This window comes from Actinomycetospora soli, assembly GCF_021026295.1.
Classification (GTDB): Bacteria; Actinomycetota; Actinomycetes; order Mycobacteriales; family Pseudonocardiaceae; genus Actinomycetospora; species Actinomycetospora soli.
The window spans coordinates 199,523-225,845 of sequence record NZ_JAJNDA010000007.1 but is presented as its reverse complement, the minus strand read 5'-3'; the positions used below and the strand labels follow the sequence as shown (position 1 = coordinate 225,845).

The following is a 26,323-nucleotide window of genomic DNA, read 5'->3' as shown; positions in this document are numbered from 1 at the left end:
GCGTGCAGGAACGTCCGGGACCCGCTGCCGCTGCCGACCTCGCACGGGAGTTGCTGGCCCCTCTCGGCGCGCGGTGGGCACACACCCAGCAGGTCGCCCGGCGCGCGGCAGAGCTGTCCGCCGCCGTGCCAGAGCCGGACCGTGACCTCCTGGTCGTTGCAGCCTGGTTCCACGACCTCGGATACGCCCCCGAGCTGGTCCAGACCGGCTTCCACCCCATCGACGGCGCTCGTTACCTCGCCGCCCGGGGGCATTCCCCCCGCCTCTGTGCCCTCGTCGCCCACCACTCCGCCGCGACCTACGAGGCCGAGGAACGCGGCTTGTCTGCCGAGTTGGGCGACTGGTCCAAAGAGGACGGACCCGTGCCCGATGCGCTCTGGACAGCCGACATGACTACGGGCCCACGCGGCCAGTCCTTCGACTACTCCGAGCGCCTAGCCGAGATCCTGGCCCGCTACGAGCCCGACTCCATCGTCGGCCGCGCCATGACCCGCGCCCGGCCCGACATCTCCGCCGCAATTGAGCGAACAACCGTCCGACTCGGCGCAGCCACTTAGACTTCTCTGTATCGCTCAACTGGCCGGGGGGCGCAGTGCAGGCCCTACACTGTCCGCGTGATAGTGGAGTCCATCTTCTGGCGCAAAGACTTATTCCGTATTGCTGCGCAGATTCGACACGATGCTACGCGCGATACTTGGACGGAACACGCTACATATAAACTAGAAAGAAACCTAGCACTTGGTGCGTTCTCTTCGAGACGAATGCTGGAGTCAGGTAAGACGCCTGCGTCGCTGTCAACTCCCTGCATCCGCATGGCACTTAACTCTGAGGTGAACTTGAGGCGCTTTCGCTTCTCTTTCCCTATCGACATCCTTCAAGCTGTCGAAATGTATGACTTTAAGAAGCCGACATCTACGTCGCTTGGACTACGGACCCTCGTGAATCAATTTGTACACAGTCACACTCTCGTTCACCTCGATAGGAAATCGGCAGAGACTCCCGAGGCCGCCGTGCTCGTGTGTTCGGAAAGCGAGCGGAAAACGAGCCTTTACGCTGTCTGGTTGAGAGATATTGCTGCGACCTTCGAGCGCGTCGCCCTGACAGAGCCCACGTCGATCCGTCGGGCATGGAACGATAAGCGTTCTGATTTTGAGACGACCGTTACAGAAGTCGAGCTTGACGAAGATCGTCTCCATCATTGGGGATTTGCAGCGAAATCAGAGATCACGGAAGCCGTGCAAAGACTTCAGGGTCCACGGAAGATGCCACCGCTTGCGGATGAACTTACCCGGCTGGCGAGAGAGATAGAAGAGTTCGAGGCGCTGAGCGACGAAGAGCAGGAGGACGTAATCAGAAAGCTGCATGAGGGATGAGCAAAAGAACCGAATCGCTTTGGATTTTGATACAAAAGCTCTCTTCATCGTAGCCCGCGCAGTCCGCTAGCAGGTGCTGGAGGTACGCCCAAAAAAACTCTTTGAAGTAGTGTCGCCGACGGTAACCGAGAGGTGGTGCTATAGATAATCAGATTATCTCCGGTTCACTAGTGGCTTCCAGGGCTCTATCGATGCGCCGTCGCATGCTAGGGTGAATCGACAATTTGGACAACTCTGAAGGCTCGACCCAACGTGCGGCTTTCGACTCGGTCATGTCACCCCGCGCTTTTCCACCGAGTGGCCGGGCGTGAAAGCATATCGAGAACTCTTGCCGGACTTCACCGTCATCGTAGACCATCACATGACCCGGGTCCGTGTAAATTCCAACAAGTCCGGTCACCTCAACTCGGACGCTGGTTTCCTCCTCGACCTCGCGGACTGCCGCGTCTCGGACGGACTCGCCGAGCTCCATCGCACCTCCTGGTAGGGCCCAGAAGCCGTTGTCGATCTTATGAATCAAAAGAACTCGGCCGTACTCGTCACGCGTAGCGGCCGTGACGGACGGAACTATACTATTTGCGGTCGGCGCTTTGGGGTCGTCGAAATAGTCAAGCCTCACTAGTGAACTCGCTTTCGGTTGTTCTTGCCGAACGCTTTCCGCGTCTCCATCTAGTCTATAGCTGTGGGACCCCAACTCGCCCACATCCTGCTAGCAACGGAAAGGAGACCGTGCTGGACGTCCTCGCCCGACTCATCCTGCTCGTGGATGAATCGCACTTTCCCGAAACGACGCGTGTAGATCGACGTGATCATTCGACCCCACCCCGTCCTATCCTGGGCCACGACCGCCAGGGCGTCTAGTCTGTCTGGATTGTCGGTCGCGCGCACGGGGTAGCCCTCACCATCTCGGGACTCAGGGGCGATCCACATTTCACCGATTACGATGGCTCCATCGGCTCCCCGATGTTGAATTCGGTCAGCAATAATTTGCGAGATCACCATCTTGTCTGCGTGAGTCTCGATGTCTATCGGAAAGAAGTCGATTGGCTGAGCGTCTTGGTGAAGGATACACAGCGTAATGTGGTTCTTATCCTTCTCGAGAATCTTCTTGGCACGCTCCATGTAGACTGGCACTCGCTCGAACAGCGTTGTAGCAGCGGCCAGCCTCGAATCCCAGTCGGGCGCGATCTTATATCGTTTGTCGATCTTATCCAAACTCAACTTAGGCAGATCCACTGCCTGACTTTGGTAGATCATTGAAACCGGACCATCCTCGCCGATTGCGTAAGCACTCGTCCGCTTCATCAAAGTAGAAGCCATGCATGGCAGTCGACCGGACAGATGTTCAGTCGGGACCTCGATGCTTATAGCACCCCTGATCTCGCGAACGCCCAGTTCGTAGCCGTCACGCAAATGCGCGTCCGCTACGATGCGCGCGAGAAATCCATAGCAGTGCGCGAGGGCATCTAGCAGCTCTCGCTCTGGCAGCGCTTGATCTACCCACCGACGTTGGACGTAGAGAACCGTGTCCTGCCAGATATAACGCGGTAGACCCATGTGCGGCAGCCGCTTCGCGTACTCCGATGGTCTCGTAAGCGGTGAAATAGTGCGCGCAACTTCTTCCGCAATTGGCGAATCAGGTAGACCACTCGCGTAGATCTCGGCCGCACCTTCGTACCCGTGGACGAAACGCATTTGCGCGGTGGAGTTAATCTCCAGGTCACCCTCCTTAACGATTCTGTTTCGCGACTTCACCAGCCAGCGCATAATGGGGTCCGCCTTCATTGAGTCTTGCCATGCGGCGTACCAAGCGTCGAAATCCCGAACCAGGCTTTTTTCCTTCTGGATCATCCAGGTGACGTTCCGAAGTGCTTGTACCCCTGCGTTCAAGTTGGCCCGAAAATTGTCTACATCGTCGTAACTGTTGAGACACCCGTGCCACCACTTATGCGCTTCGTCCAAGCGACGGTGGGCAGTAGGGGTCGGGCATCTGAAATCACCGTCATTTGTCAAGTTGCAACACTCCTTTTTACGGCCCACAGAAGCGCGGATTCCTAGCTGCTGTCTTCGCAATGTCCCATACGCTCTCGAACGACTTCATATAGTGGTCCCAAATACGACCACCTGCGACTCGCCGCAAATGTAGAATCGGTGACTGTCCGGCGGGCGCGCCCCACGCGTGGCCGTTCACGAGTAGGTCTAGGTCGAAGCGGAAGAGCGAGTTGTAAAGCGTAGTGCCGTGGGCGCGGACCTCGACACCGCGGACACCGTCGAGGTCGCGCAGGTAGCGGCGGTGGAGCTGGATGCGCCCTTGCAGCCCGCCACTGGTGCCTTCCTCCTCGGCGCGTAGGGCGACGGCGCCGGAGGTCTCATCGCCGATGAGGATGCGGACGCGCACTCCCTGGCTGGCCTTGCGGCGGATGACGTCGACGAAGTCGTACTGCTCGAAGAGGAACGACCCGGCGTAAACCAAGATGTCGATCGCTTCGCGAGCGCCGTCCATGAGCTGGGCCCAGGTCTCGTGCGGGATGGACGCCCGAGACGGGTGCATCGCCAGCAGCTCGGCCTGACTCGCCGACTGCGTGACCGGCAGGTCGACCACCTCGGGCCAGATGTAGCCCTCATCGACCGACAGGGCATCGGCGACGGCGACCCGGTGGGTGCGATGCGGTAGCCGGCCCTTGGTGATCCACCGCTCGACGGTCTTGGCGTCCACCCCGACCCGCTCGGCCAGGTCCGCCGGACGCAGCCCGGCCGAGACGATCGAGCCACGGAGCCGCTGATTCGTCGACATGGCGAGGGACCTCCCGGGACGTTCGATCACGCCTAGGGACACTTTAAGGCCCACAGGACGTCCCGTCACGTCCCTTCTTGGCGGTGGGGGTGTCCCCCGCCCTCGCCGTCTCCTGGACTCACCCGCCGGACCAGGCGGGACACCGACTCCAGGAGCCCCACGTGTTCGAGTTCAACGCCCCCATCGACACCAACCTGATGCAGCCGGTCGCCACCGGCCACGCCCAGACCATGGAGCGCTGGGAAGACGGCCCCAACGGCCGCCGCTCCTCCGGCCAACCCCTCATCGACGAGGCCACCGGCGCCCCCGTCCGCATCTACGACGTCATGCTCCCCACCGGCCGCGACGGCCGCCACGAACTGCACGGCGTCCGCGTCATCAGCCACGAGGCCCCCGAGCTCGCCCCCTACGCCCCGGTCGAGCTCGACGGCTTGGTCGCCAAGGTCCGCCAGGCCCGCAACGGCGGCAAGGGCGTCGACGTCTCCTTCACCGCCGACGCCATCCGCCCCGCCACCACCGCCCGCCCCGGTGGCCGCCGCTCCGCCGACACCGCTGAGGCGGCGTAGGTCATGAGCTGGCAGAGCCACGCGGCGTGCCGCGACACCGACCCCGAGCTGTTCTTCCCACCCACCGATGACGACACCAGCCTGATCGCCGCCCGCCACAAGATGGCCGTCGCCCCGATCTGCTCGCGCTGCCCGGTCGCCACCGACTGCCTGCGCTGGGCCCTCGACACCGGCCAGGAACACGGCCTCTGGGCCGCCACCACCCCCACCGACCGGCGCGCCATCCGCCGCGCCCGCTCCGCCGGCGTGCCGGACGTCCTGGCCGACACCGACCCGATGTGCCCGGCCTGCTCGCTGCTGTTCCCGATGCCCGCGGTCGACGGCGACCTGTGCGCCCGCTGCACCGAACGATGGGAGGCCGCGTGATGACCACGCTCGCCTTCCTCTCCCCGCACCGGCACTGGCGCGGCGGACGAGGCCTGTTCGACGGCCTGAGGGCCCGCTGGGCCGAACAGCGCTGCCTCCAGCACCACGCACGCCTCGAGGACGAACTACGCGGCCTGTGGCGCGAAGCCTGCTTCGGCGTCGGGGTCTGCCAGTACGTCCAGGCCGCCGCCGGGATGACCGTCCGCACCCCACGCTTCGGCGCAGCCCGCATCCTGCGGGGCCGGACCACCTTCACCGCCGAACTACTGCCCGGCGGCGAGCCTGAGGACCTCCGCGCCCACGCCCCGCGCCTCGCCCACACCCTCGGCTTCCAAGGGCTGCGGGTTGAACCGATCGCTGGGCGCTGGGTCCGGGTCATCCTGCTGGGGACCGACCCTCTCGCCGACGCCTTCGCCCTCCGCCGACTCATCACCTCCCGCGCCGACGAGACGGTGATCCTCGGGCGCGCTGAGGACGGGGTCACCCTCGGGCACGCACTCGCCGATGCCGCCCACCTCGCCGTGCAGGGCCAGAACGGCGCCGGAAAGTCCGCCTTCACCTACGGCCTGCTCGCCCAGGTCTGCGCCGCACCGGACGTCCTCGTGGCCGGCTCCGACATCACCGGCCTCGTCCTCGGCCGCGCCTGGACCGACACCGCCCACCACGACTGGCAGACCACCGGCACCCGCGACATCCCCGCCCACGCCGCACTGCTCGACCGGCTCGTCGCCGAGATGGACCGCCGCCTCGACACCATGCCGCCCCGTCGCGACAAGGTCACCCCGACCACCAGGACACCGCTCGTGCTCGTGGTCCTGGAGGAGTTCCCCGGGCTGCTGCGCGCGGCCCAGGCGAAGGACAAGAAGCTCGCCGAGCGCATCACCTCGGCCGTGCTGCGACTCGTGTCCGAGGGGCGCAAGGCCGCGTTCCGGGTCTTGATGCTCGCCCAGCGGTTCGAGGCCAACGCCGTCGGCGGCGGCTACGCCCGCGACCAGTTCGCCCTCCGGCTCTCGTTCCGGGTGCCGGGCGAGTCGCTGGTCATGCTGCACGGCGAGGACGCCCGCCAGCTCGGTCCCGAGCACGCCAACTCCGCCCCCGGGATCGCCTACCTGTCCGCTCCCGGGCACGACTGCACCCGCCTCCGCGCCCCGTACCTCGGGGACTACGGCGAGTTCTGCGACCGCATCCAGACCCACGGGCGGAGGGCGTCGTGAACCTCGCCGCCTTCGTCGTCATCGCCTTCCTGGTGACCCTGCTGCTCGCCAAGAGCAGCAAGGCCGGCCCCGCCGCGCTGTCCGGGATCGTCACGGTCTGCCTGCTCTTCGCCGCCTTCCCCGCCCTTGGGCCTGCCGTCACGAGCGGCACCGCCGAGTTCGCGCGGGAACTCGGCTCCGCCGCCGACCGCGCCGCCAACGTCCAGGAGGCGCGATGAGCCACCCCGTCGCCCGCGACGTCGAGAAAGCTGCTGAGGCGCTCAGGGACGCCTGCCACGCCTCCCACCGCGGCCTGGTCGACGGCCCCGGCGCCTACGCCGTCGTCGGGAACCTCGTCGAGCTGACCGGGCGGCTGCCCCAGCTCCTCGACTACCTCGCCCGGTCTCTGCGCCGTGCTGACGTCACCGCGCACTACGACGACCGCGGCCGCGACCCCGCCGACGCCCTCGACCGCGCCGACGACGCCCTGGTCGAGGCCCACCGCCACCTCGGCCCGCTCTACGACCAGCTCACCACCGCCCACAACCAGCTCGGCCACCTCGGCCGGCTCATCACGGAGGACTGAGACATGGAACTGCTGACCTACACCGTCGAGGAGGTCGCCGCGATGCTCGGCACCGCCCGCTCCGCGACGTACGAGGCCGTGCGCGAGGGCCGCATCCCCGCCGTCCGGATGGGTCGGCGCTGGCTCATCCCTCGCGAGCGCTTCCACGCCTGGCTCAACGGCACGACGACCACGGACGCGGCCTGATGGGCTTCGTCCGGAAGACCGAGACCGGGAAGTGGAAGGCGTTCTGGCGCGACCCCACCGGCTCGCAGCGCTCCAAGGTCTTCACGACGAAGAAGGACGCCAGCGCCTTCCTCGCCGAGACCGAGTCCTCGAAGAGCCGGGGTCTCTACGTGTCCCCGCACGCGGGCCGGATGACCTTCGGCGAGCACGCAGCCGCCTGGATGGCTTCGTGGAACACCGAGCACACCACCGCTGCCCGGGACCGCTCGGTGATGCGCACTCACGTGCTGCCGCAGTGGGAGTCCTGGCCGCTCGCCAAGATCGACCACCTGTCGGTGCAGGCGTGGGTGACCGAGCTGGGCCACCGGCGCGCCCGGGCCACGGTCGCCGAGGCTCATCGGCTCGCCTCGGCGGTGCTGCGCTCGGCGGTCCGTAACCGGCTGATCGCCTTCAACCCCGCGCTCGACGTCCGGGTCCCGAAGCGCCGCAAGACCGACACCGACGAGCAGATCATCAGCCGGCCGACCCTGCGCCACGTCCTGCTCCCGAAGGTCCCCGAGCGCCACCGCGCGCTGATCGCCACGGCCGCCGGCTGCGGGTTGCGGTGGGGCGAGGTCGCCGGGCTCATGGACGACGCCATCGACCTGGAGGCGGGTGTCCTGCGGGTGGTCCGCACCGTCGTGGAGGTCGCCGGGCACCGGTCGTTCAAGCCCTTCCCCAAGTCGGTCGCCGGACGGCGCGACGTCCCGATCCCCGGCTGGGTCCGCCGTCTGGTCGCCGAGCACGTCGAGCGCTGGCCCTCGCCGTCCACCTCGCCGGTCTTCGCCAACGAGATTCAGGGCCCGATCGGCCGGACCGCGTTCCGCGCCCGGGTCTGGCGTCCCTCGCTCGTGCGGGCCGGGTTCATCGGCGAGGTGAGGGAGCTGGGCGAGAAGAAGTTCGAGGCCCGGTGGCGCGACAAGGACGGCGACGAGCAGTCACTGGAGACCAAGACCGAGTACCAGGCCGTGATGGAGATCGCCCGGCGCCACCACGGCGGGCTGCGCTTCCACGACCTGCGCCACTCCTACGCGACGTGGCTGGTCGACGACGGCGTCCCGCCGAACATGGTCCAACGTGTCATGGGTCACGAGCGGGCCTCGACCACGCTCGACCTCTACACCCGCCGGACCGCCGACCCGAGCCGCATCCTCGCCGCGCTCGGCGACGACGAGGGGGACGACCTCTGATGCCCGCTGCTGCCTCGACGCTGCCTCAACCGACCCCTGACACGACAAAGGCCCTGGCCGGCGACTCTCGCGAGTCCCTGACCAGGGCCTTCCTGCGTGGGCGATACTGGGATCGAACCAGTGACCTCTTCGGTGTGAACGAAGCGCTCTCCCCCTGAGCTAATCGCCCGCAGCAGGGACCAGCCTAGCTCACGCCATGATCGGGCTGTGCAGCCAGGTCCAGTGCCCGAGGCCGACCAGCTTGGCGACGATCCACAGCGCGTCCAGCAGCCAGAGGGTCGCGAGCACGATCAGACCCGTGGCCAGCGCCAACAGCAGCTGCACCACCTTGTTCTGCCGCTTCACCCACGCGACCCACCGGTCGTAGTAGCGCCGCGCGAAGCGCAGGACGCGCCCGGCCCACTCGAACTCCGTCGAGAGGATGCCGAGGCCGGTGAAGACGATCAGCCACCCGGGGCCGGGGTACGGGATCGCGATGACGCCGAGGATCAGCACGACGGTGCCGATGAAGCCGATGCCGAAGCGCCACGCGAAGTTCCAGTGCGGACGGGCGCGCACCTTCATCCGGAAGGCCCGCACGCGGATGCGCAGGCCGTGCAGGCGCCTTCTCGACGGCGGGTCGGGCGGCGCGGCGGGCGCGGTCGGCTCGGTCGGTCGCTCGGAGGTGGTGCCCTGGTCCTGGGTCATCGCCTTCCCTGGCCTCGTCGTCGGTGCGGGCCGCGACGGGGTCAGCCCGCCAGCTGACCGCTCGCGACGACCTGCGTCGGCGCGGCCGGCACCGTTCGTCCGGGTTCGTACGACACGGCGAACCCGGCGAACCGGCCGCCGGCCACCCCCGAGGGTACGGAAGCCGTCACGGGCCCCGAACCGGACATGTCGAACGTCCCCAGCCCGACCGGTCGGCCCCCGGCCAGACCCCAGAGCACGTAGGTGTGCGCGGCGTCGTTCGGCGGCAGCCCCGTCGCGAGGAACTCGGGTCCCGCGCCGCGGTCCACGACCAGCCCGACGAAGGTCCCCTCGGTCGACGCCAGCACGGCGTGCGGCGTCCCGGGCCGGGACGCCGCGTCGACGAGTTCGACGACCTGCCGGCTCCGGTCCGCCTGCGCGGCGGCCGCGTCGCGCTCCTGGGCGAGATCGCGGTTCGCGTTCACCAGCCCGCCGATCACGACGACGAGCGCTGCCGCGGCCGCCACCGCCAGCCCGGCGGTCGCACGCCGGACCCAGCGCCGCCGCTGCAGCGGGACGACGGTCGACGACGTGGCGTCGCCGGCACCGGGTGAAAGCGGTGACGCACTGCTGTCATCGGGGGCGGCCGCCGCCTCGAGGATCCGCGCCCGCAACGAGGGCGGCGGCTCGACCGGCTCGACGGCCGCGCCCAGCAGGCCGCCGACCTCCTCGGTCCCGGCCACGATCTCGAGGCACGCGGCGCACTCGTCGAGGTGGGCGGCGAACTCCGCGTCCTGCTCGGGCTCCAGCGTGTGGAGGACCCAGGCCACGGCGAGCTCGGGGTGGCCGTCGGGCGTCGCCCTCATGCCGATCCCTCCCCTCGCTCGACCTGACCGTCCAGCAGACCCCGCAACGTGCGGACCGCCGTGAACATGCGCGATTTCACCGTGCCCAACGGGACCCCGGCGATGCTCGCGACCTCCCGCTGGGTGAAACCCCCGAAGTAGGCGAGCGTGAGGGCCTCCCGCTGCTCGGTGGGCAGCCGGCCCAGGGCGTCGCGCACGTGACCGGCGACGACACGGTCCAGCGCGGCCTCGTCGGCCCCCGGACCGGAGGGGAGGCGGTCCTGCGCGGACCACTCGTCGCCGTCGTCGGCCGGGGGCACCGTGTACTTGCGGCGGGTCGCCTCGCGGCGCACCGCGTCGACGGCGCGGTGGTGGACCATGGTCATCAGCCAGGTCGCGACGCTGCCCCGCGTGGCGTCGAAGCGGTCCGGGTGGCGCCAGACGTGGAGGAAGACCTCCTGCACCACGTCCTCGGCGATCGTCTCGTCGACGCAGATCCGGCGGGCCAGGGCGTAGGCCCGGCGGGAGAAGCGGTCGTAGAAGGCGTCGAGGGCCCGGGGCGCCCGCTCGGCCACGGCGCGCAGCAGTGTGGCGTCCGCCACGACGTCGTCCGAGATTCCGTCACTCTCCGCAGTCGGCTCGGATCGTCGCTGCGACGCCTCTGCCACGGGTCCACCTCCTCCTGTGCCCTCGTGTCCGGGTCCGACGAGCCACAGGTTAGTGCGGTCGGGTAGCGGTGGGCGCTCCGGCAGGGAGGGGCGGTCGTTACGGAGGCGGACCAGGTAAGGGCTCGACCGGGTACTCCTAAGATGTGCTCGGTGCGTGAGCCGGGTGAACCGGCGTCACAGGCTCGGCCGCCGGTCGTTCCCCTCTTCGACAGCAGCGTGCGCGAAAGGCAGCCTTCGAATGCACAACGACCACGTGACGATCCGGTCCACGGCCGTGTTCGACCTGATCGGTCCGCCGAACCCGCCGGTGCCGGTCCAGGTCGAGCTCCGCTACGACACCCGGGACCCCTACGCCGTGCAGGCGGCCTTCCGGACCGGCCGCGCCGGCTGGGTGGAGTGGGTGTTCTCCCGCGACCTCCTCACCGAGGGCCTCATCGACGCCGCCGGCGACGGTGACGTCCGCATCCGTCCCTCCGAGGGCGAGTCGGTCGAGATCGAGCTCTCCTCCCCCTCCGGCCACGCGACGTTCCGCGCGCTCGCCCGCGAGGTCTCGGAGTTCCTCCAGCGCACCCACGAGGTGATCGAGCCGGGCGCCGAGGACGACTGGCTGGACCTCGAGCACGCGCTCGGCCTGCTGCTCTCCACCGACCCGAGCTGATCACCACCCCCCTGATCGGGGGCCGCGCACGATGCAGTAGAGTTCTCGTCATCGGCAGGGAGAACTTCTCCGGAACTTCTTACCGATGACATGCGGACGTAGCGCAGTTGGTAGCGCATCACCTTGCCAAGGTGAGGGTCGCGGGTTCGAGTCCCGTCGTCCGCTCGGGGAGGCAGGCCTCCGAGGATCCCGGCGGAGTGGCCGAGTGGTTTAGGCAAGGGCCTGCAAAGCCCTGTACGCGGGTTCGATTCCCGCCTCCGCCTCGGGCGATTAGCTCAGTGGGAGAGCACTACCTTGACACGGTAGGGGTCACTGGTTCAATCCCAGTATCGCCCACAACAGGCCCTGGTCACTTCTGTGACCAGGGCCTTTGTCGTGTTCCGGGGTCCTTCCCGACGACGGGTCGGTGCCGGTCGCTGCCGGTCGGGCCCGTCTCGCGACGAGCGGTCCCGCGACACCGTTGCTGAACCGTGACCTCGGCAGACGGAGCAACCGCACCCGCCGTCCGGAAGAACCTGCCGCCGTTCGCCGCGTCGGACGAGCCCCTGCACGGTGTGTCCGGCCGCTCGCTCTCAGCAAAGCGGGGTCGGCGACCCCGTGCTCCCTACCGTTCTGGCTGCGCCGCCGCGGGATGCCCCCGACTCCCGCGGCGGCACCGCTCCCCAGCGACGGAGGTAGGACCCCCATGCGCCCCGATGTGCAGCAGGACCCGCGACCGGAGTTCGGCATCCCCGTGCCCCGGGAGGCCCGGCCGTACGACGGCCCCGACGCCGCCCCGCGCACGGGTGGCTACCCGGCCGCGCCGTACGGCGGGCCCGTGTCGGGTCCGCAGCCGGTGAGCCCGTACGGCTCCGGGGCCCACGCGGCGGTGCCCTACTCCGGTCCGCAGCCGGTGGCCGGCCGTGGTCCGGTCACCGGTGGCTGGCCCGCGGCGGAGCGCCCGATGTCCGGCCCGCAGGCCCTCCCCCGCGACCTCGGGCCGCGCGGTGCCACCGAGCCGACCGTCCGTCGGCGGCTCGCCGACGACGTCGAGCCCCGCCCGCGTGACCAGCACCCGAGCGGTCCCTTGCCGATGACCGGCGGACACCGGCGCGGCCGGGGCGGTCGCGGTCGCACCGCCCTGCTCGCCCTCGTCGCGGCGGGTGCGGTCGCCGCCGGGGCCGCCGGCTACGTCGCGATCGCCCACTGGGGCACGTCCGACCAGGCGGTCACCCCGACGGCGGGTGCGGGCCAGGTCGCGCTGACCTCGCTGACCGGGGCGAACCTGGCGACGCGGCAGACGCCGCTGGGCACCGTGGCCACGAGCGACGGCTACACGCTGTACTCGTTCACGAAGGACTCGAACAAGCCCGCGGCGAGCACCTGCACCGGCTCCTGCGCCGAGCAGTGGCCGCCGGTCCTGGCCTCGGACGCCGACCCGTGGCTCAAGGGCATCGACGCGAGCCGCGTGGGCACGGTCGACCGCCCCGACGGCACCCAGCAGCTCACCCTCAACGGCTGGCCGCTCTACCGGTTCGCGAAGGACGCCGCGCCGGGCGAGACCGCCGGCAACGGGGTCGGCGGGACCTGGCGCGCGGTGGGTCCGGACGGCAAGCCGGTCGCGCCGAACGCCTCGGCCCCGAGCGCTGCTCCGAGTGGCGGACAGGCGCAGGGCGGCTCCGCGGCTCCGGCTCCCGCGAGTGGCGGCGGCAGCGGCTACGGCGACGCCGGCGGCTCCTCCGGCTACTGAGTTTCACTCGTTCAGCTCAGCAGCACGTCACCCTCCGCGATCTAGGCTCCGGAGGGTGACGACCGCTGCCCCCGCCGGCACCCTGCGCGCCCTGCGCCTGTTCGCCGCGAACCCGGACGGACTCGACCTGCGCAGCGCCGAACGGCAGCTCGGGCGCCCGACCGCGTCGGCCCGGCAGGCCGTGGACGCGCTCGTGGCGGGCGGGTACGTCGAGCGGACGTCGGCCGGCACCTTCCGCATGCGGCCGGGGCCCGAGGGCCTCGCCGGTCCCGTGGCGCGGGCGTCCGAGGTCCCGACGATGCTCGCCGACGCCGTCACCGAGCTGCACCGCCGCACGCGGGCGCGGGCCTACCTGGCGGAGTGGACCGACGACGACCACGTCGACCTGCTCGACGCCCGGGGCCACGAGCGGCTCGCCCGGATCCCGGAGCTGCCCGCCCGGGTGCCGCCGACCATGGCGCACGCCGTCGCGGCCGCGAAGGTGCTCATGGCCTTCTCGTCCGCGCGCCGGTCCCGCCTCGAGGGCGCGTCCTGGACGCGGTTCACGGCCACCACGATCACCGACCCGCTGACCCTCGACGTCGAGCTCGCGACGATCCGCCGCGACGGCTACGCCCTCGACCGCGAGGAGTTCGCGGAGGGGTTCAGCTGCGTCGCCGCCCCCGTGGCCGACCCGGGCGGCCGCGTGGCGGCCTGCCTCGCGGTGTCCATGCCGACCCGCCAGCTCGACACCTGCCGCGCGGAGACGATCCGCGCCGTCACCGACGTCGCCCGGACCGCGCACCGGCTCTGGTACCGCTAGGTCGCGACCGTCACCGGGAACGCCACGCTGCGGGCGATGAAGCACGCCTCGTGCGCGGCGTGGTGGAGCGCGTCGAGATCGGCGGCCCCGCCCGTCGTCGTGATCTCCGGGTGCAGGACGACGGACTCGAAGGACCAGCCGCCGTCGTCGTCGCGGGTCATCCGCCCGACCGGGCTGTCGGTGTAGGCGGTCACGACGACGCCGGCCTCGGCCGCGAGGTGCAGGAAGCTGAGCAGGTGGCACTCGGACAGGGCCGCCACCAGCAGTTCCTCCGGGTTCCACCGGGAGGCGTCGCCGTGGAAGGACCGGTCGGCCGAGCCCTCGAGCGTCGGCCTCCCGGTCGCCGCGACCGTGTGGTTCCGCGTGTAGGACCGGTAGTCCACGGTGCCCGGGTCGTCCGACCAGGACACCGTGAGCCGGTACTCGTGGGCCACCGTCAGCGACTCTCGCGGTCCCGGCGGTCCTCCTCCTCGGTCCGCTCGCGGGCGATCTCGAGCGCCCGCGCGGCGGTGTCCTGATCGGGATAGGGACCGAGGCGGTCGGCCGCGCGACACCCGTCGTACGGCTCCACCGTGTTGTGCTTCAGGCAGTAGTACCACTCGTTCTCGTGGGCCACGGCCCGCAGCCTGCCACGGATCAGCACCCGTGCATGGGTCTAGACGCGGGAGAGTCGCGCGGTGCCGAGGATCAGCTCCGCGGTGAGCTCCGGGTCGTCGGCCATCGGGACGTGGCCGCAGCCCGGCAGCACCACGACGCGGGCGTCCGGCAGCACCTGGCGCAGGCGCCGGATCTGCACGCGCGGGAGCAGGTAGTCGCGGGCGCCCCAGCCGACCATCGTCGGGACGTCCGAGCGGCGCGGCGCCGTCCACGTGTCGAGCGCGGCGAGCATCGTCGCGAAGCCCTCGCGCGGGCGGGCGAGGCCCTGCAGGTCGTCGCCCATCCCCGCGTAGTGGTCCCGTCCGGGGTGGGCGACCAGGGCGCTCAGCAGCGCGTGCCGGCCCGCCTTCGACCCGAGCACGGCGTCCAGCCGCTCGCGCGACCACGACTGGAGGAGCTTCGAGGAGCCGCCGAGCAGCGTCTTCGCCCAGAGGCGGCCGACGGGCGACCAGAAGCCCGCGGGCGACAGCGCGGTCGCCGAGCGCACCGAGCCCCGCGCCGCCATCTCCAGGGCGATGAGCCCGCCGAGCGAGTTGCCGGCGATGTGCGGGCGCTCGATCCCGAGGTCGCTCGCGAGCCCCTCGACCGCCTCGACCAGCGGTCGGGTCGAGCCGTCGAACCCGGGGTCGACGTCGGCGGACTCGCCGTGCCCGGGGAGGTCGATCGCGATCACCTCGTGCTCGCGGTCCAGCAACGGGATCACCGGGTCCCAGCCCTGACGGCGGTGGGTGATGCCGTGGACGAGGAACAGGGGTTCCCCGCTCCCGGTGCGGCTGTGGGCGAGCATGATCGGACCTCCCCGACGGCGGTGTCGATGTCGGGGAGGACCGTATCCGGACTACTCGCGGGTGTGGATCACGACCTTGCCCGTGACCCGCCGCTCCGCCAGCTCGCCGACCGCTGCGGCGGCCTCCGCGAGCGGGTAGACGCCGCTGATCGGCGGCGCGAGGAGGCCGGAGGCGATGTCGTCGGTCAGTTCGTCCCACTGACGGCGCATGTACCCGGGGTTGCTCCAGGCCCACTCGCCCCAGCCGGCGCCGACCACCTCGGTGTTGCGCAGCAGCAGCCGGTTCACCTTCACCGTCGGGATCTCGCCGCCGGTGAACCCGACGACGACGAGCCGCCCGGCGCGGGCGAGCGAGCGCAGCGAGTCGGTGAAGCGGTCGCCACCGACCGGGTCGACGATCACGTCGACGCCCCGCTTGTCGGTCAGCGCGAGGACCGCGTCCTTGAAGCCCGTGCCCTCGGCGTCGGTGACGAGCACGGCGTGGTCGGCACCGGCGGAGCGGGCGACCTCGGCCTTGCCCTCGGTCGACACGACGGCGATGACGGTGGCGCCCCGCGCCTTGGCGAACTGGATGCAGGCGATCCCGACGCCGCCCGCGGCGCCGTGCACCAGCACGGTCTCGCCCTCGGCGAGCCGACCCCGGGTCGCGACGACGAACTCGGCGGTCAGGTAGTTCATCGGCAGGCCCGCGCCGACGTCGAAGGACACCGCATCGGGCAGCGGGAACGTCTGGTCGACGTTGGCGGCGACGGTCTCAGCGAACGCGCCCACGACACAGAGCGCCGCGACGCGGTCGCCGGGCGAGAACCCGGACCCGTCGGGGGCGGTGCGCACGGTGCCGGCGACCTCGGAGCCGAGGACGAACGGCAGCTCCGGCTTCATCTGGTACTCGCCCCGCGTCTGCAGCAGGTCGGGGAACACGACCCCCGCCGCCTCGACGTCGATGAGGACCTGGTCCGGGCCGGCGACCGGCTCGTCGACCTCGACGACCTCGAGTGCCTCCGGACCCTCGAGCTTGCTCACCTGCACTGCGCGCATGGGCCGATCATGCCCCACGGCGCGGTGCGGTGACCGCTACAGGCCGAGCACGTGCAGGTGCGACAGCGCGCCGATCAGGTAGATCGCCAGCAGCACGAGCAGCGCGACGCCGCCGCGGATCGCGCCCGGGGTGCGCAGCAGCTCGCCCCAGCCCGGGCGGCGCTCGGCCCCGGTGTCGCGGCGCTCGCCGGTCCCGGTCGTGCGTCCCGTCGTCATGGCGGTCTCCCTCCGTCGGCGGCCCCTGGCGGGCGGCGGCCGGGGAACATCCGACCGCCGCACTCACCAGTGGGACGTCTGCCGCGCGGGAATCGTCACGGACTCGACCGGATGGAGTACGTCACGATCGTGGGAAGGCCCGCGGCTCAGGCCGAGAACTCCGCCGGACGCTCCGGCGGGGCCGCGGCCAGGGCCGCGCGGACGCCGTCGGCGTCGAGGTCCGTGCCGTACACCGGCGTGCCGGGCTGCTGACGCCACGACTCCTCGAGCGGCCCGGCGTCGACCGGGTCGAACCCGAGCTCGTCGACCAGCGCCAGCACCGTCTCCTTGCCCGGGCCGTCGGCCCCGGCGACCGGGAGCGCGATGCGCCCGGCCTCGCCGCGCGGGCGGCCGCGGTTGAGCAGGTGCTCCCAGTAGATGCCGTTGAACGCCTTGTAGACCGGCGTGCCGAGCTGCTCGGACACCCAGACGCTCTCCGGGGTGCCCTCCTCGATCGCGTCGATCCGACCGTCGCGCTGCTGCGGGTAGTAGTTGTTCGTCTCGACGACGGGCGCGCCGGGCTTCCGGCTCGCGACCACGCCCTCGGGCAGGTTCGGGGTGTTCTTCTGCGGGATGCTCACGACGACGAGGTCCGCGTCCTGCGCCGCCTCGCTCGCCCACACCGCGGTCGCGCCGGTCTCCGCGGCCAGGTCCGCGAGCGTCTCGGGGTCGCGGGAGTTGGCCACCCGCACCTCGTGCCCCAGGGACGTGAGCCGCCGCGTCAGCGTGCCCGCGATCAGGCCCGCTCCGATGATGCCGATCCTCATGCGCGGGCCAACCCCGCGCCGGTCGCGGGTGTTCCGGTCGCGGGGGTGGTGCGCGAGACACGTCCCCGCCGGCGGGACGGGGCTGCCCGAGCACAGCGCTCAGGCAGCCCTGTCCATGGCCTGCCAGGGCCGGTTGTGTCGGGGTTGTCGGGTGGGGTCGAGCCATGTGGGGGGTCGGAACCAGGGCATGTGGTCGGTCATGTGGACGTCCCAGCCGCTGTGGTGGACGAGGTCGTGGTGATACCGGCAGAGGCAGACGAGGTTGTCGGGTTCGGTGTGTCCGCCGTTGGCCCAGTGGATGATGTGGTGGATTTCGGAGTGCCGCGCGCGTCGGCGGCAGCCGGGGAACGCGCAGTGCCGATCCCGGCGGGTGACGGCGCGGGCGGTGGCGGTGGGGATCGAGCGGGTCTTGCGGCCGACGTCGAGGACTTCACCCTTCGAGCCGAGCAGCATGGGGATGATGTCGGCGTCGCACGCCAACCGCCGCGCGGTGTCGGGGCGGATCCAGGTGGAGTCACCGAGCAGGGCCAGTGCGGTGCTGGTGTCGGCGAGTTGTTGGCGCAGCGTCTCGTAGTCCAGCGTCACGGTCAGGGTGACGCGTTCCCGGCCGGGGAGCGCCATGGTGTCGACGTCCGGTGGGGTCCACGGCCGCCGCGGTGGCGGTGGTTCATCGGCCTCGGACTCAGTAGTTGCATCGGATTCGTGGTCCGGCGTGGGCGCGCCGGGGCCGAACATCGAGGGCTCGTCCGCCTCGGGCTCGCGCTTGGAGGTGGCGTCGGATCCGGTGCCGGTGGCACCGGTTCCCGCGTCCTCCTCGGGCGAGGGCTCGTCGGTGGCGGGCTCCGGTGCGCGGTTCGCGTCGGAACCGGTGCCGGTGACATCGGTTCGCGCGTCGTTCCCGGGCACGGTCTCGTCGAGGCCGGGGTCGGGGAACGGCATCGACGCCTGCCCGGTGCCGGGCTCGGGGTCGGGTTCGTTGAGGCCGGCGTGGTGGCTGGCGGAGATCAGGTCCAGCAGCCCGGAGGCTTGGCGGGCCGGGAGGGAGCGGTCGGCCTCGTCGCGCGGGTCGTGCCCACGGTTCCCATCGGCGGATTCCGGGGCTTCCCCGGTGTCCGGGTCGGCGACCACCGACGACGCCGGAGCAGGCGTGGCGGCCCGGATGGCGTCGTCGAACAGGGCTGCCGCGGTCCGTTCGCGCAGTACCAGTTTGGCGTGCAGGTCACCGTTGCGGCGCTTGGTGTAGCGCAACTCGTTGCCCGAGGCGTCGTCGTCCTTCGGGGCCGCCCCGTCGGGGTCGAGCCGATCCGCGATCACCTTGGCCGCCGAGAACAACGCCTTCGGGCTGTGGGTGGTGGCCAACGCCGCGAGCTGCTCCTCCGCCGTCGCCAGCACCGCCGGCCCGAGGCCGGGGACCGCGCCGAGACGCTGCATGGTCTTGCGGATGATCTCGACGTGGTGCTCGTCGACCAGCCCGTCCTCGACCACCGCCGCCGTCGCGGGCAGATCGGCCGGTGTCGTGGCTCCGGTGGGGGTGACGGTCTCGCGCAGCGCGTCCGCCTGCCGCTCGAGCAGGCGCACCGTGGTGGGGTCCAGGCGCAGATGGTCCTCGAGCAGCCGCGACATCCGCCGGTAGCCGGTCTCGTCGAGGACATCGCTGTCACGGATCGCGTTGATCGCCCGGTACAACCGGGCCCCCGCCAACCGTCGGGCCCGCACCGCCGCCGCGCCCTCGGCCAACAACGCCAACGACCCCGCCGACACCTCACCGTCCGAGGACGCCTCCGGCTCCGAGACTCCCGGCACCGCCCACCCAGGCTCCACCGGCTCGACCGGCTCGGTGGCGAGTGGCGGCTCCTCCTCATCATCGAAGGAGTACGCCGAGATCGGCGCGAGGGCGTCCTCGACCGCCCACGCCGCGAGCTCCTCGTCCGAGAGCGGCACGAACGGCGGGTCGTCAGGCAGCGGCATCCCCGTGTCGGGGTCCCACCCTGCCTCGATCGCCATGCACCCATCATCGAACACCAGTTCGACAAGATCCAGGGGCCATCCGGCGCAACATGCTCGCGAATGGAGCAGGTACTCGGGCCGACCTATCCGACCGGCGGCAGCCCGATGCTCTGCTCGGGGCCGCGGAAGTGCTCGATCCACCACTGCCAGTCGTCGGGCAGCAGGTCGAACGGGCGCTCGCGGCCGAGCTCGCGGGCCGCCCAGACCGGCCAGTGCGGGTTGGTCAGGGCCGGGGTCCCGAGCAGGACGACGTCGATCCACCCGTCCCGGACCGCCGCGTCGGCGTCCTGCGGGCGCCCGAGGTTCCAGCTCGACATCATCGGGATGCCGACCTCCTTCCGCACTCGCGCGGCGCGCTCGGCCATGAACGCGGGACGGTGGAAGTCGGGGCGGTCCGGCATGTCTGCGGTGTTGAAGCCCATGCTCATGTCGGCGAGGTCGAGGCCGTGCTCGGCCATCCAGCCGACCGCGGTGACGGCGTCGTCGAACTGCACGCCGTCGGGGTGGCCGTCGTCGGAGCCCAGCCGCATCGTCAGCGGGTACTCCTCGGGCCACACCTCCCGGACCGCGTCGAGCGCCTCGAGCAGGAACCGGGCCCGGTTCTCCAGCGACCCGCCGTACTCGTCGTCGCGGTGGTTCGCCAGCGGCGAGAAGAACTCCGCGCCGAGGTATCCGTGCGCGAAGTGCATCTCCAGCCACCGGTATCCCGCGTCGGCGGCCCGACGCGCGGCGTCGGCGTAGGACCGGTGCAGCCCCCGGATCTCCTCCACGGTCAGCGCGTGGACCGGGTGGTCGTGGTGCCCGTCGTCGTAACAGACCGCCGAGGGACCCGAGACCTGCCAGCCGCGCGGGTGGTCGGGCGGCAGCTGCCAGCCGCCCTGGTAGCCGTCGACGACGTCGTGCTTCGCGACCTCGCTGCCCTTGCGCCCGGTGTGCCCGAGCTGGATGCCGGGCACCGCGCCGAACTTGGACAGCATCGACGTGACCCGCGCGTGGCTCTCGACCTGGTGGTCGGCCCAGATGCCGGCGCAGTCGGGCGTCGTCCGGCCCTCCGGCACGATGGCGACCTGCTCCGGGAAGACCAGCCCGAAGCCGCCCGCGGCCCGGGCCCCGAGGTACATCACGTGGTAGTCGTTCATCGTGCCGTCGACCGACTCGTGCATCGTCATCGGCGACATCCCGATGCGGTTGCGCAGGGTGACGCCCTTGACGGCCAGCGGGGAGAAGAGGTCGGCCACGTCACGGTGCTTACCCGCTAGATCAACCGGTGCACCGTGGTCGGCGTGACCGCCCGGCCCTCGAGGTCCGAGGTCTCCGGGACGTCGTAGGTCGCGAGCGCCTCGACCCGCCGTCGGGGGAGGTACTCCCGCCCCGGGTCGCCGACGTAGACCTCGATCCCGACGCCCGTCGCCTCGTCGAGGAACTCCAGCATCAGCCGCGCCATCGGCTGCTCGTAGAACACGTCGCCGGCGAGGATCACGTCGACGTCCACCACGAGGTCCGACTCGCCCACGAGGTCGCCCACCACCTCCACCGGCACGCCGTTGAGCGCCTCGTTGCGCGCCGTCGCGACGCGGGCGCGGGCGTCGTGGTCGGAGGCGACGACCGACGCGGCCCCCGCCCGCAACGCGGCGATCCCGACGATGCCCGACCCGCTCGCCAGGTCCAGGACCTTCTTCCCGACGACGAGCTCGGGCCGGTCGAGCACGCAGCGCGCGAGCGCCTGCCCGCCCGCCCACGCGAAGGCCCAGAACGGCGGGGCGGCCTCGTCGGTCTCGGACCAGGTGCGGTGGATGTCGTCGGCGAGCAGCAGCGTCACCTCCGGCACGAGCGGGGCCGTGCCGGGGGCGGTCCAGCTCGTGACCTGGGCATCGAGTTCGCCGAGGGTCACGTCGTCGTCACCGCTGGTCACGAGATACCCCGGACGGACGCAGCGCCGAGCCGGTTCCCCACCTACCCTGTGGCGGAACCGCGAGACCCCGGGGAGGCAGACCATGTCCGACGAGACGACCCGTGAGGACGCCGTCCTGCTCTACCTCGGCGGCCCGCTCGACGGCCGCGTCGAGGTCCGCGAGGCCCGTCACGGCGCCCCGCTGCCCACGGTGACCCACACCCACCTCCACGACGGTCCGAAGGTCGTGCACCACTACGACCTGCATCCGCTCACCGACGGTGCCGGTGTCTACCACCTGCGCGTCGAGCCGGTGCCGCAGCCCGCCGAGGCCGAGTCGGCCTGACGACCGCTCAGGCCAGCCACCACCCCAGCGCGCACAGCGCGCCCCACGCGCCCGCCACCGCGACCGCCTTCGTCCGCGCCTCCCGGTCGGGCAGGCTCGTGCCGAGCAGCACCAGGTCGACCACGTCGGAGCCGACCCGCACGGCCGTCGCCGTCCGCAGCGCCTCCCCGTCCGGCGCGAACGCCATCGCCAGGCCCGACGCGAGGTCCCGGCCGCCGAGGGCGCGGATGCCGATCGCAGTGCCGCGCGAGAGCGACCCGGCGTCCGGGGCGAGCTTGGTGGGACGGGCGAACAGTTCGGGCTTCGCGATGATGGCCACGCTGTAGGCCGCGGTCGCGGCGCCCAGCACGCGAGGGAACCAGGGGGCCTTCGACGACGACGAGGTCAAGGTCATGACGGGCGTGTACCCACTCCGTCAGGCGGCGGCGCGTCGTCGTCCGGACAGCGCACCGTGGGCCGGCACGACCACGCGGGCGAGGACCGGTCCCAGGACCGCCATGAGCAGCACGTAGGTCGTCGCGAGCGGCGCGAACTCCGGGTCGATCGCCGCCGAGCTCAGCGCGAGCCCCGCGATGACGATCGAGAACTCGCCCCGCGCCACCAGCGCGGCACCCGCCCGCCACCGGCCGAGCGACCCCACCCCGGCCTGCCGGGCGGCGAACCAGCCGGTACCGATCTTCGTCATCGTGGTGACGACGGCGAGTGCGAGCGCGACCGGGATGACCGCCGGGATCGACGCCGGGTCGGTGTTCAGGCCGAAGACGACGAAGAACACGGCGGCGAACAGGTCGCGCAGCGGGCTCAGTACACGGGTCGCGTTCTCGGCGGTGTCCTCGCTGATCGCGATGCCGAGCAGGAACGCGCCGACGCCGGCGGAGACCTGCAGCTGCGAGGCGACGCCGGCGACGAGCAGCGCCACCCCGATCACCCGCAGCAGGAACACCTCGGAGCTCGGCGAGTCGACGACGGCGGACACCGCGCCGCCGAAGCGCAGCGCCACCACCAGCACGACGACGAGCAGGACCAGGGCGATCGCCACCGTCCGCAGGCCCGCGAGGAACCCGAGCGAGGCCAGCACCGCCGTCGTCACGGGCAGGTAGAGCGCCATCGCGAGGTCCTCCATGACGAGGACCGAGAGGACGGCCGGGGTCTCGCGGTTGCCGAGACGACCGAGGTCGGAGAGGACCTTCGCGATGATCCCCGACGACGAGACCCACGTGACGCCGGCCATCGCCAGCGCGCCGACCGGGCCCCAGCCGAGCAGCAGCGCCGCGACCGCGCCCGGCGTCGCGTTGAGCACCATGTCGACGATCCCGGCGAGCCACGACCGGCGCAGCCCGCCGACGAGGTCGGACGCCGAGTACTCGAGGCCGAGCAGGAGCAGCAGCAGGACGACGCCGACCTCGCTCGCGAGCTCGGTGAACCCCTCGATACCCGCGAGCGGCAGCAGCCCGCCCTGCCCGAATGCCAGCCCGCCGAGCAGGTAGAGCGGGATCGGCGAGATCCCGATGCGGCCGGCGAGCCGGCCGAGGACGCCGAGCCCGAAGAACAGGGCGCCGAGTTCCTCCAGCGCGAGAGCGGTCTCCACGGGAGCGCTCAGCCGGCCTCGAGGATCTCCGCCGCCTGCCTCAGTCCCTCGCCCGTCCCGACGATCACCACCAGGTCCCCGGCCGCGAACACGAAGTCCGGGCGGGGCGACGGGGAGACGACGTGGTCGCGGACCACGGCGACGATGGACGTGGCCGTCCGGGTGCGCATCGCGGTGTCGCCCAGGGCGCGGCCCACGTAGGGCGAGCCGGCGGCGATCGGGAACTGCGCGGTGTTCACGCCCTCCACCTCGCGCTGCTGGTCCCCCAGCTTCGCGACGAGGTTCGGCGCGCCGAGCAGCGTGCCGAGCGCGTTGCACTCGGCCTCCGACAGCGGGACGCTCGCGACACAGGCGTCCGGGTCCTCGCGGCCGGTCAGCAGCAGCTCCCGGTGCCCGTCGCGGTGGGTCAGCACCCCGACCCGGCGTCCGTCGCCCGTGACGAACTCCTGCTTCGTGCCGATCCCCGGCAGCCTGGTCAGCTCGACGTCCACGCCTGCCCACGCTAACCGTCCGGGCGCCCACGGGTCGCCGGTCCCCGGCGTCGTCGCGCGGACCTGGGAGGATGGACGGCGATGAGCGCACCGTCCCTGCTCCCCACGCCCGGCGCCGACCCCGACGAGCTGTTCGAGGGCTTCTCCGCCTGGGCGGCCGAGCGCGGGCTGGAGCTGTACCCGGCGCAGGCCGAGGCGCTGATCGAGCTCGTCACCGGCGCGAACGTGATCGTCTCGACGCCCACCGGCTCCGGGAAGTCGCTGATCGCCCTCGGCGCGCACGTCGCCGCGATGTCGCGCGGCGAGCGCACCGTCTACACCGCGCCGATCAAGGCGCTGGTCAGCGAGAAGTTCTTCTCCCTCGGCGCGCAGCTCGGGTACGCCAACGTCGGGATGCTCACCGGCGACGCGGCGGTCAACCCGGAGGCGCCGGTCATCTGCTGCACCGCCGAGGTGCTGGCCAACTGGGCGCTGCGCGAGGGCGCGGGTGCCGACATCGGCCAGGTCGTCATGGACGAGTTCCACTTCTACGCCGACCCCGACCGCGGGTGGGCGTGGCAGGTGCCGCTGATCGAGCTGCCCCAGTGCCAGTTCCTGCTGATGAGCGCGACGCTCGGCGACGTGTCCTTCTTCCAGGAGGACCTGACGCGGCGCACCGGACGCGAGACCGCGGTCGTCGCGAACACCGAGCGTCCCGTGCCGCTGTCGTTCCGCTGGTCGACCACCCCGCTGCACGAGACGATCTCCGAGCTCATCACCGGTCGGCAGGCGCCCGTCTACATCGTCCACACGACGCAGGCCGCGGCGATCGAGCAGGCGCAGGCGCTGATGAGCCTGAACGTCTCGACGAAGGCGGAGAAGGAGCAGATCGCCGAGCTGATCGGCTCGTTCCGCTTCACCGCCGGGTTCGGGAAGACCCTGTCCCGCCTCGTGCGCCACGGCATCGGCGTGCACCACGCCGGGATGCTGCCGAAGTACCGCCGGCTCGTGGAGACGCTGGCCCAGGCCGGCCTGCTCAAGCTGATCTGCGGCACCGACACGCTCGGCGTCGGGATCAACATCCCCATCCGCACGGTGCTGTTCACGGCGCTGACGAAGTTCGACGGGCAGCGGGTCCGGCACCTGCGCGCCCGCGAGTTCCACCAGGTGGCGGGCCGGGCAGGGCGCGCGGGCTACGACACCGCGGGCTTCGTCGTCGTGCAGGCCCCCGAGCACGAGGTGGAGAACGCGAAGCGCCTCGCGAAGGCCGGCGACGACGTCAAGAAGCAGCGGCGGGTCGTCCGCGTGAAGGCGCCGGACGGGTTCGTGTCGTGGTCCGAGCGCACGATGGAGAAGCTGGTCGAGGCCCAGCCCGAGCAGCTCACGAGCCAGATGCGCGTGACGACGGCGATGCTGCTGCAGGTCGCGCAGCGCCCCGGCCCGTACTTCCCGGCGATGCGCCACCTGCTCGAGGACAACCACGCCGACCGTCCCACGCAGCGCCGGCTGATCCTGCGCGCGATCCAGCTCTTCCGCGGGCTCATCGAGGCCGACGTCGTCGAGGTGCTGGAGGTTCCCGACGAGGCCGGGCGCACGGTCCGCCTCGTCGACGACCTGCAGGTCGACTTCGCGCTCAACCAGCCGCTCTCGCCGTTCGCGCTCGCCGCGTTCGAGCTGCTCGACGACGAGTCCCCGACCTACTCGCTGGACCTGGTCAGCGTCGTCGAGTCGACGCTGGACGACCCCAAGCAGGTCCTGCGCGCCCAGGAGAACGCGGCGCGCGGCGAGGCCGTCGGCGCGATGAAGGCCGAGGGGCTCGAGTACGAGGAGCGGATGGAGCGCCTCGAGGAGATCACCTGGCCGAAGCCGCTCGTCGAGCTGCTGGAGCCCGCGTTCGAGACCTACCGCAAGGGCCACCCCTGGGTCGGCGACGCGGAGCTCTCCCCCAAGGCCGTCGTCCGGGACCTCTACGAGCGGGCGATGACCTTCGTCGAGTTCGTCTCGCACTACAAGATCGCCCGGTCCGAGGGCCTGGTGCTGCGCTACCTCACCGACGCCTACCGGGCGCTGCGGCAGACGATCCCGGAGTCGGCGGGCACCGACGACCTCGACGACCTCATCGCCTGGCTCGGCGAGCTCGTCCGCCAGACCGACTCGTCGCTGCTCGACGAGTGGGAGACGCTGTCCAACCCGACCGAGCTCGACGCGGCGGGCACCGACGCCGCCCCGATCGACCAGGGCCCGCCGCCGGTCACCCGCAACGAGCGGGCCTTCCGGGTGCTGGTGCGCAACGAGATGTTCCGGCGCGTCGAGCTGTTCGCCCGCCGTGTGCCGGGGGACCTGGCCGAGCTCTCGGGCGACGAGGGCCCGTCGCTCGACACCTGGTCGCAGGCGATGCTCGACTACTTCGACGAGTACCCGACCCTCGGCGCCGGCCCGGACGCCCGCGGCCCGGCGCTGTTCCGGGTCGTCGACCAGGGCCGCACGTGGCAGGTCCGCCAGGTCTTCGACGATCCCGAGGGCGACCACGACTGGGGCATCACCGCCACCGTCGACCTCGACGCCTCCGACGAGGTCGGCTCGGCCGTCGTGCACGTGACCCACGTGGGGCCGTTCGAGACGGTCTGACGGTCACGGGATCCCGGCGGCCGCCGCCGGGCTGATACCCATTCGGTGCGCGACCTGGTCGCGATACCAGCCGACGGTCGGCACGACGTGGTCGAGGATCAGCGTCACCAGCTCCTCGACGACCGCCTCGCCTGCCCGCGGGAGCCGCCCCGTCCCGTCGTCGTCCGCCATCGCCCGAGCATGCCGCTTCCCGACGGCGGGTGGGTGCGCTTCCGCCGGATCGGCGGCGGCGGACTCCGGGTCGACCCT

33 protein-coding genes and 4 tRNA genes are annotated in these 26,323 nt (G+C 71.1%); 17 read left to right on the top strand and 20 right to left on the bottom strand.

The features are described from left to right. The first annotated feature begins 2 nt into the window (after positions 1-2). Positions 3-557 (top strand): HD domain-containing protein, encoded by a 555-nt coding sequence (locus LN037_RS13990; protein WP_230753473.1) that lies wholly within the window; start codon positions 3-5, stop codon positions 555-557. Positions 558-614: 57 nt separating this feature from the next. Next, positions 615-1,373 carry a hypothetical protein gene (locus tag LN037_RS13985; RefSeq protein WP_230753470.1) on the top strand — a complete coding sequence of 253 codons (759 nt, stop codon included), beginning with the start codon at positions 615-617 and terminating at the stop codon, positions 1,371-1,373. Between the two features lie 148 nt (positions 1,374-1,521). On the opposite strand, the gene LN037_RS13980 is transcribed toward LN037_RS13985, so the two are convergent. Genes LN037_RS13980 through LN037_RS13970 form a run of 3 tightly spaced genes read right to left on the bottom strand, consistent with a single transcriptional unit; the run spans position 1,522 to position 4,167 of the window. After that, positions 1,522-1,992 (bottom strand): NUDIX domain-containing protein, encoded by a 471-nt coding sequence (locus tag LN037_RS13980; protein WP_230753468.1) that lies wholly within the window; start codon positions 1,990-1,992, stop codon positions 1,522-1,524. Positions 1,993-2,042: 50 nt separating this feature from the next. Beyond that, positions 2,043-3,413 carry an Ea47 family protein gene (locus LN037_RS13975; RefSeq protein WP_504755817.1) on the bottom strand — a complete coding sequence of 457 codons (1,371 nt, stop codon included), beginning with the start codon at positions 3,411-3,413 and terminating at the stop codon, positions 2,043-2,045. Further along, a complete protein-coding gene (locus LN037_RS13970; protein ID WP_230753464.1) occupies positions 3,403-4,167 on the bottom strand; it encodes an XRE family transcriptional regulator in 765 nt (254 codons plus the stop codon). Before LN037_RS13970 ends, LN037_RS13975 begins: the two co-directional genes overlap by 11 nt. Positions 4,168-4,328: 161 nt before the next feature. On the opposite strand from LN037_RS13970, the gene LN037_RS13965 reads away from it, so the two are divergent. The 7 genes from LN037_RS13965 to LN037_RS13935 are packed head-to-tail and all read left to right on the top strand — an operon-like array spanning position 4,329 to position 8,272. Further along, complete coding sequence (locus LN037_RS13965; RefSeq protein WP_230753462.1) at positions 4,329-4,733, top strand: hypothetical protein; 405 nt, start codon at positions 4,329-4,331, stop codon at positions 4,731-4,733. A gap of 3 nt (positions 4,734-4,736) precedes the next feature. Then, positions 4,737-5,099: a WhiB family transcriptional regulator gene (locus LN037_RS13960; protein ID WP_230753460.1), complete on the top strand. Its 363-nt coding sequence runs from the start codon at positions 4,737-4,739 to the stop codon at positions 5,097-5,099. Beyond that, the gene (locus tag LN037_RS13955; protein WP_230753459.1) at positions 5,099-6,313 is read left to right on the top strand and encodes a hypothetical protein; all 1,215 of its coding nucleotides are present in this window, start codon (positions 5,099-5,101) and stop codon (positions 6,311-6,313) included. The genes LN037_RS13960 and LN037_RS13955 overlap by 1 nt, the downstream gene beginning before the upstream one ends. Further along, the gene (locus LN037_RS13950) at positions 6,310-6,531 is read left to right on the top strand and encodes a hypothetical protein (protein WP_230753456.1); all 222 of its coding nucleotides are present in this window, start codon (positions 6,310-6,312) and stop codon (positions 6,529-6,531) included. Before LN037_RS13955 ends, LN037_RS13950 begins: the two co-directional genes overlap by 4 nt. Further along, positions 6,528-6,878 (top strand): hypothetical protein, encoded by a 351-nt coding sequence (locus tag LN037_RS13945; RefSeq protein ID WP_230753454.1) that lies wholly within the window; start codon positions 6,528-6,530, stop codon positions 6,876-6,878. The genes LN037_RS13950 and LN037_RS13945 overlap by 4 nt, the downstream gene beginning before the upstream one ends. Before the next feature lie 3 nt (positions 6,879-6,881). Continuing rightward, a complete protein-coding gene (locus LN037_RS13940) occupies positions 6,882-7,064 on the top strand; it encodes a helix-turn-helix domain-containing protein (protein ID WP_230753451.1) in 183 nt (60 codons plus the stop codon). Next, entirely contained in the window at positions 7,064-8,272 is a 1,209-nt protein-coding gene (locus LN037_RS13935; RefSeq protein ID WP_230753448.1) for a tyrosine-type recombinase/integrase, read from the top strand. Before LN037_RS13940 ends, LN037_RS13935 begins: the two co-directional genes overlap by 1 nt. Positions 8,273-8,369: 97 nt before the next feature. Here LN037_RS13935 and LN037_RS13930 read toward each other — a convergent pair. The 4 genes from LN037_RS13930 to LN037_RS13915 form a co-directional block, all read right to left on the bottom strand. Then, positions 8,370-8,441 (bottom strand) — tRNA-Val (locus LN037_RS13930). A gap of 20 nt (positions 8,442-8,461) precedes the next feature. Next, positions 8,462-8,959 (bottom strand): TIGR02611 family protein, encoded by a 498-nt coding sequence (locus LN037_RS13925; protein ID WP_230753445.1) that lies wholly within the window; start codon positions 8,957-8,959, stop codon positions 8,462-8,464. 41 nt (positions 8,960-9,000) lie between these two features. Beyond that, entirely contained in the window at positions 9,001-9,804 is an 804-nt protein-coding gene (locus LN037_RS13920; RefSeq protein WP_230753443.1) for an anti-sigma factor, read from the bottom strand. Then, on the bottom strand, positions 9,801-10,385 hold the full coding sequence (locus LN037_RS13915; RefSeq protein ID WP_230753440.1) for an RNA polymerase sigma factor: 585 nt from the start codon (positions 10,383-10,385) through the stop codon (positions 9,801-9,803). Before LN037_RS13915 ends, LN037_RS13920 begins: the two co-directional genes overlap by 4 nt. Before the next feature lie 304 nt (positions 10,386-10,689). On the opposite strand from LN037_RS13915, the gene LN037_RS13910 reads away from it, so the two are divergent. From LN037_RS13910 to LN037_RS33575, 6 genes are all read left to right on the top strand, one after another. Then, positions 10,690-11,109 carry an SsgA family sporulation/cell division regulator gene (locus tag LN037_RS13910; RefSeq protein WP_018330195.1) on the top strand — a complete coding sequence of 140 codons (420 nt, stop codon included), beginning with the start codon at positions 10,690-10,692 and terminating at the stop codon, positions 11,107-11,109. Between the two features lie 92 nt (positions 11,110-11,201). Continuing rightward, positions 11,202-11,274 (top strand) — tRNA-Gly (locus tag LN037_RS13905). 26 nt (positions 11,275-11,300) lie between these two features. Further along, positions 11,301-11,372, top strand: a tRNA-Cys gene (locus LN037_RS13900). Between the two features lies 1 nt (position 11,373). After that, positions 11,374-11,445: transfer RNA gene (locus tag LN037_RS13895), tRNA-Val, on the top strand. A 349-nt stretch (positions 11,446-11,794) separates the two neighbouring features. Further along, the gene (locus tag LN037_RS13890; protein WP_230753437.1) at positions 11,795-12,838 is read left to right on the top strand and encodes a COG4315 family predicted lipoprotein; all 1,044 of its coding nucleotides are present in this window, start codon (positions 11,795-11,797) and stop codon (positions 12,836-12,838) included. Positions 12,839-12,893: 55 nt separating this feature from the next. Then, on the top strand, positions 12,894-13,640 hold the full coding sequence (locus LN037_RS33575; RefSeq protein ID WP_230753434.1) for an IclR family transcriptional regulator: 747 nt from the start codon (positions 12,894-12,896) through the stop codon (positions 13,638-13,640). Here LN037_RS33575 and LN037_RS13880 read toward each other — a convergent pair. From LN037_RS13880 to LN037_RS13840, 9 genes are all read right to left on the bottom strand, one after another. Next, entirely contained in the window at positions 13,637-14,074 is a 438-nt protein-coding gene (locus LN037_RS13880; protein WP_230753431.1) for an OsmC family protein, read from the bottom strand. The two genes, LN037_RS33575 and LN037_RS13880, sit on opposite strands and share 4 nt — an antisense overlap. 2 nt (positions 14,075-14,076) lie before the next feature. Next, positions 14,077-14,256 (bottom strand): hypothetical protein, encoded by a 180-nt coding sequence (locus LN037_RS13875; RefSeq protein ID WP_230753429.1) that lies wholly within the window; start codon positions 14,254-14,256, stop codon positions 14,077-14,079. A gap of 39 nt (positions 14,257-14,295) precedes the next feature. Then, complete coding sequence (locus LN037_RS13870) at positions 14,296-15,084, bottom strand: alpha/beta fold hydrolase (protein ID WP_230753427.1); 789 nt, start codon at positions 15,082-15,084, stop codon at positions 14,296-14,298. 51 nt (positions 15,085-15,135) lie between these two features. Continuing rightward, positions 15,136-16,122 (bottom strand): NADPH:quinone oxidoreductase family protein, encoded by a 987-nt coding sequence (locus LN037_RS13865; protein ID WP_230753424.1) that lies wholly within the window; start codon positions 16,120-16,122, stop codon positions 15,136-15,138. 36 nt (positions 16,123-16,158) lie between these two features. Next, positions 16,159-16,338, bottom strand: coding sequence for a hypothetical protein (locus tag LN037_RS13860; RefSeq protein WP_230753422.1), 180 nt, complete (start codon positions 16,336-16,338; stop codon positions 16,159-16,161). A gap of 146 nt (positions 16,339-16,484) precedes the next feature. Next, a complete protein-coding gene (locus LN037_RS13855; protein ID WP_230753419.1) occupies positions 16,485-17,144 on the bottom strand; it encodes an NADPH-dependent F420 reductase in 660 nt (219 codons plus the stop codon). A gap of 99 nt (positions 17,145-17,243) precedes the next feature. Next, positions 17,244-19,148: an HNH endonuclease signature motif containing protein gene (locus LN037_RS13850; protein ID WP_230753417.1), complete on the bottom strand. Its 1,905-nt coding sequence runs from the start codon at positions 19,146-19,148 to the stop codon at positions 17,244-17,246. A gap of 86 nt (positions 19,149-19,234) precedes the next feature. After that, a complete protein-coding gene (locus LN037_RS13845; protein ID WP_230753414.1) occupies positions 19,235-20,389 on the bottom strand; it encodes an oxidoreductase in 1,155 nt (384 codons plus the stop codon). A gap of 17 nt (positions 20,390-20,406) precedes the next feature. Beyond that, entirely contained in the window at positions 20,407-21,063 is a 657-nt protein-coding gene (locus LN037_RS13840) for a class I SAM-dependent methyltransferase (protein ID WP_230753412.1), read from the bottom strand. A gap of 82 nt (positions 21,064-21,145) precedes the next feature. Between LN037_RS13840 and LN037_RS13835 the strand changes: the two genes are divergently transcribed. Continuing rightward, entirely contained in the window at positions 21,146-21,388 is a 243-nt protein-coding gene (locus tag LN037_RS13835; protein WP_230753409.1) for a DUF8847 domain-containing protein, read from the top strand. Positions 21,389-21,395: 7 nt separating this feature from the next. On the opposite strand, the gene LN037_RS13830 is transcribed toward LN037_RS13835, so the two are convergent. From LN037_RS13830 to LN037_RS13820, 3 genes are read right to left on the bottom strand one after another with little or no spacing between them, the layout of a single operon-like run. Continuing rightward, entirely contained in the window at positions 21,396-21,782 is a 387-nt protein-coding gene (locus tag LN037_RS13830; protein WP_230753406.1) for a hypothetical protein, read from the bottom strand. Positions 21,783-21,803: 21 nt separating this feature from the next. After that, a complete protein-coding gene (locus LN037_RS13825; protein ID WP_230753403.1) occupies positions 21,804-22,976 on the bottom strand; it encodes a cation:proton antiporter in 1,173 nt (390 codons plus the stop codon). Between the two features lie 8 nt (positions 22,977-22,984). Continuing rightward, positions 22,985-23,467, bottom strand: a complete 483-nt coding sequence (locus tag LN037_RS13820) for a cation:proton antiporter regulatory subunit (protein WP_230753400.1) — start codon at positions 23,465-23,467, stop codon at positions 22,985-22,987. Positions 23,468-23,548: 81 nt separating this feature from the next. Here LN037_RS13820 and LN037_RS13815 point away from each other — a divergent pair, with 81 nt between their 5' ends. After that, positions 23,549-26,074 carry a DEAD/DEAH box helicase gene (locus tag LN037_RS13815; protein WP_230753398.1) on the top strand — a complete coding sequence of 842 codons (2,526 nt, stop codon included), beginning with the start codon at positions 23,549-23,551 and terminating at the stop codon, positions 26,072-26,074. 3 nt (positions 26,075-26,077) lie between these two features. On the opposite strand, the gene LN037_RS13810 is transcribed toward LN037_RS13815, so the two are convergent. Beyond that, on the bottom strand, positions 26,078-26,245 hold the full coding sequence (locus tag LN037_RS13810) for a hypothetical protein (RefSeq protein WP_230753395.1): 168 nt from the start codon (positions 26,243-26,245) through the stop codon (positions 26,078-26,080). Positions 26,246-26,323 lie beyond the last annotated feature (78 nt).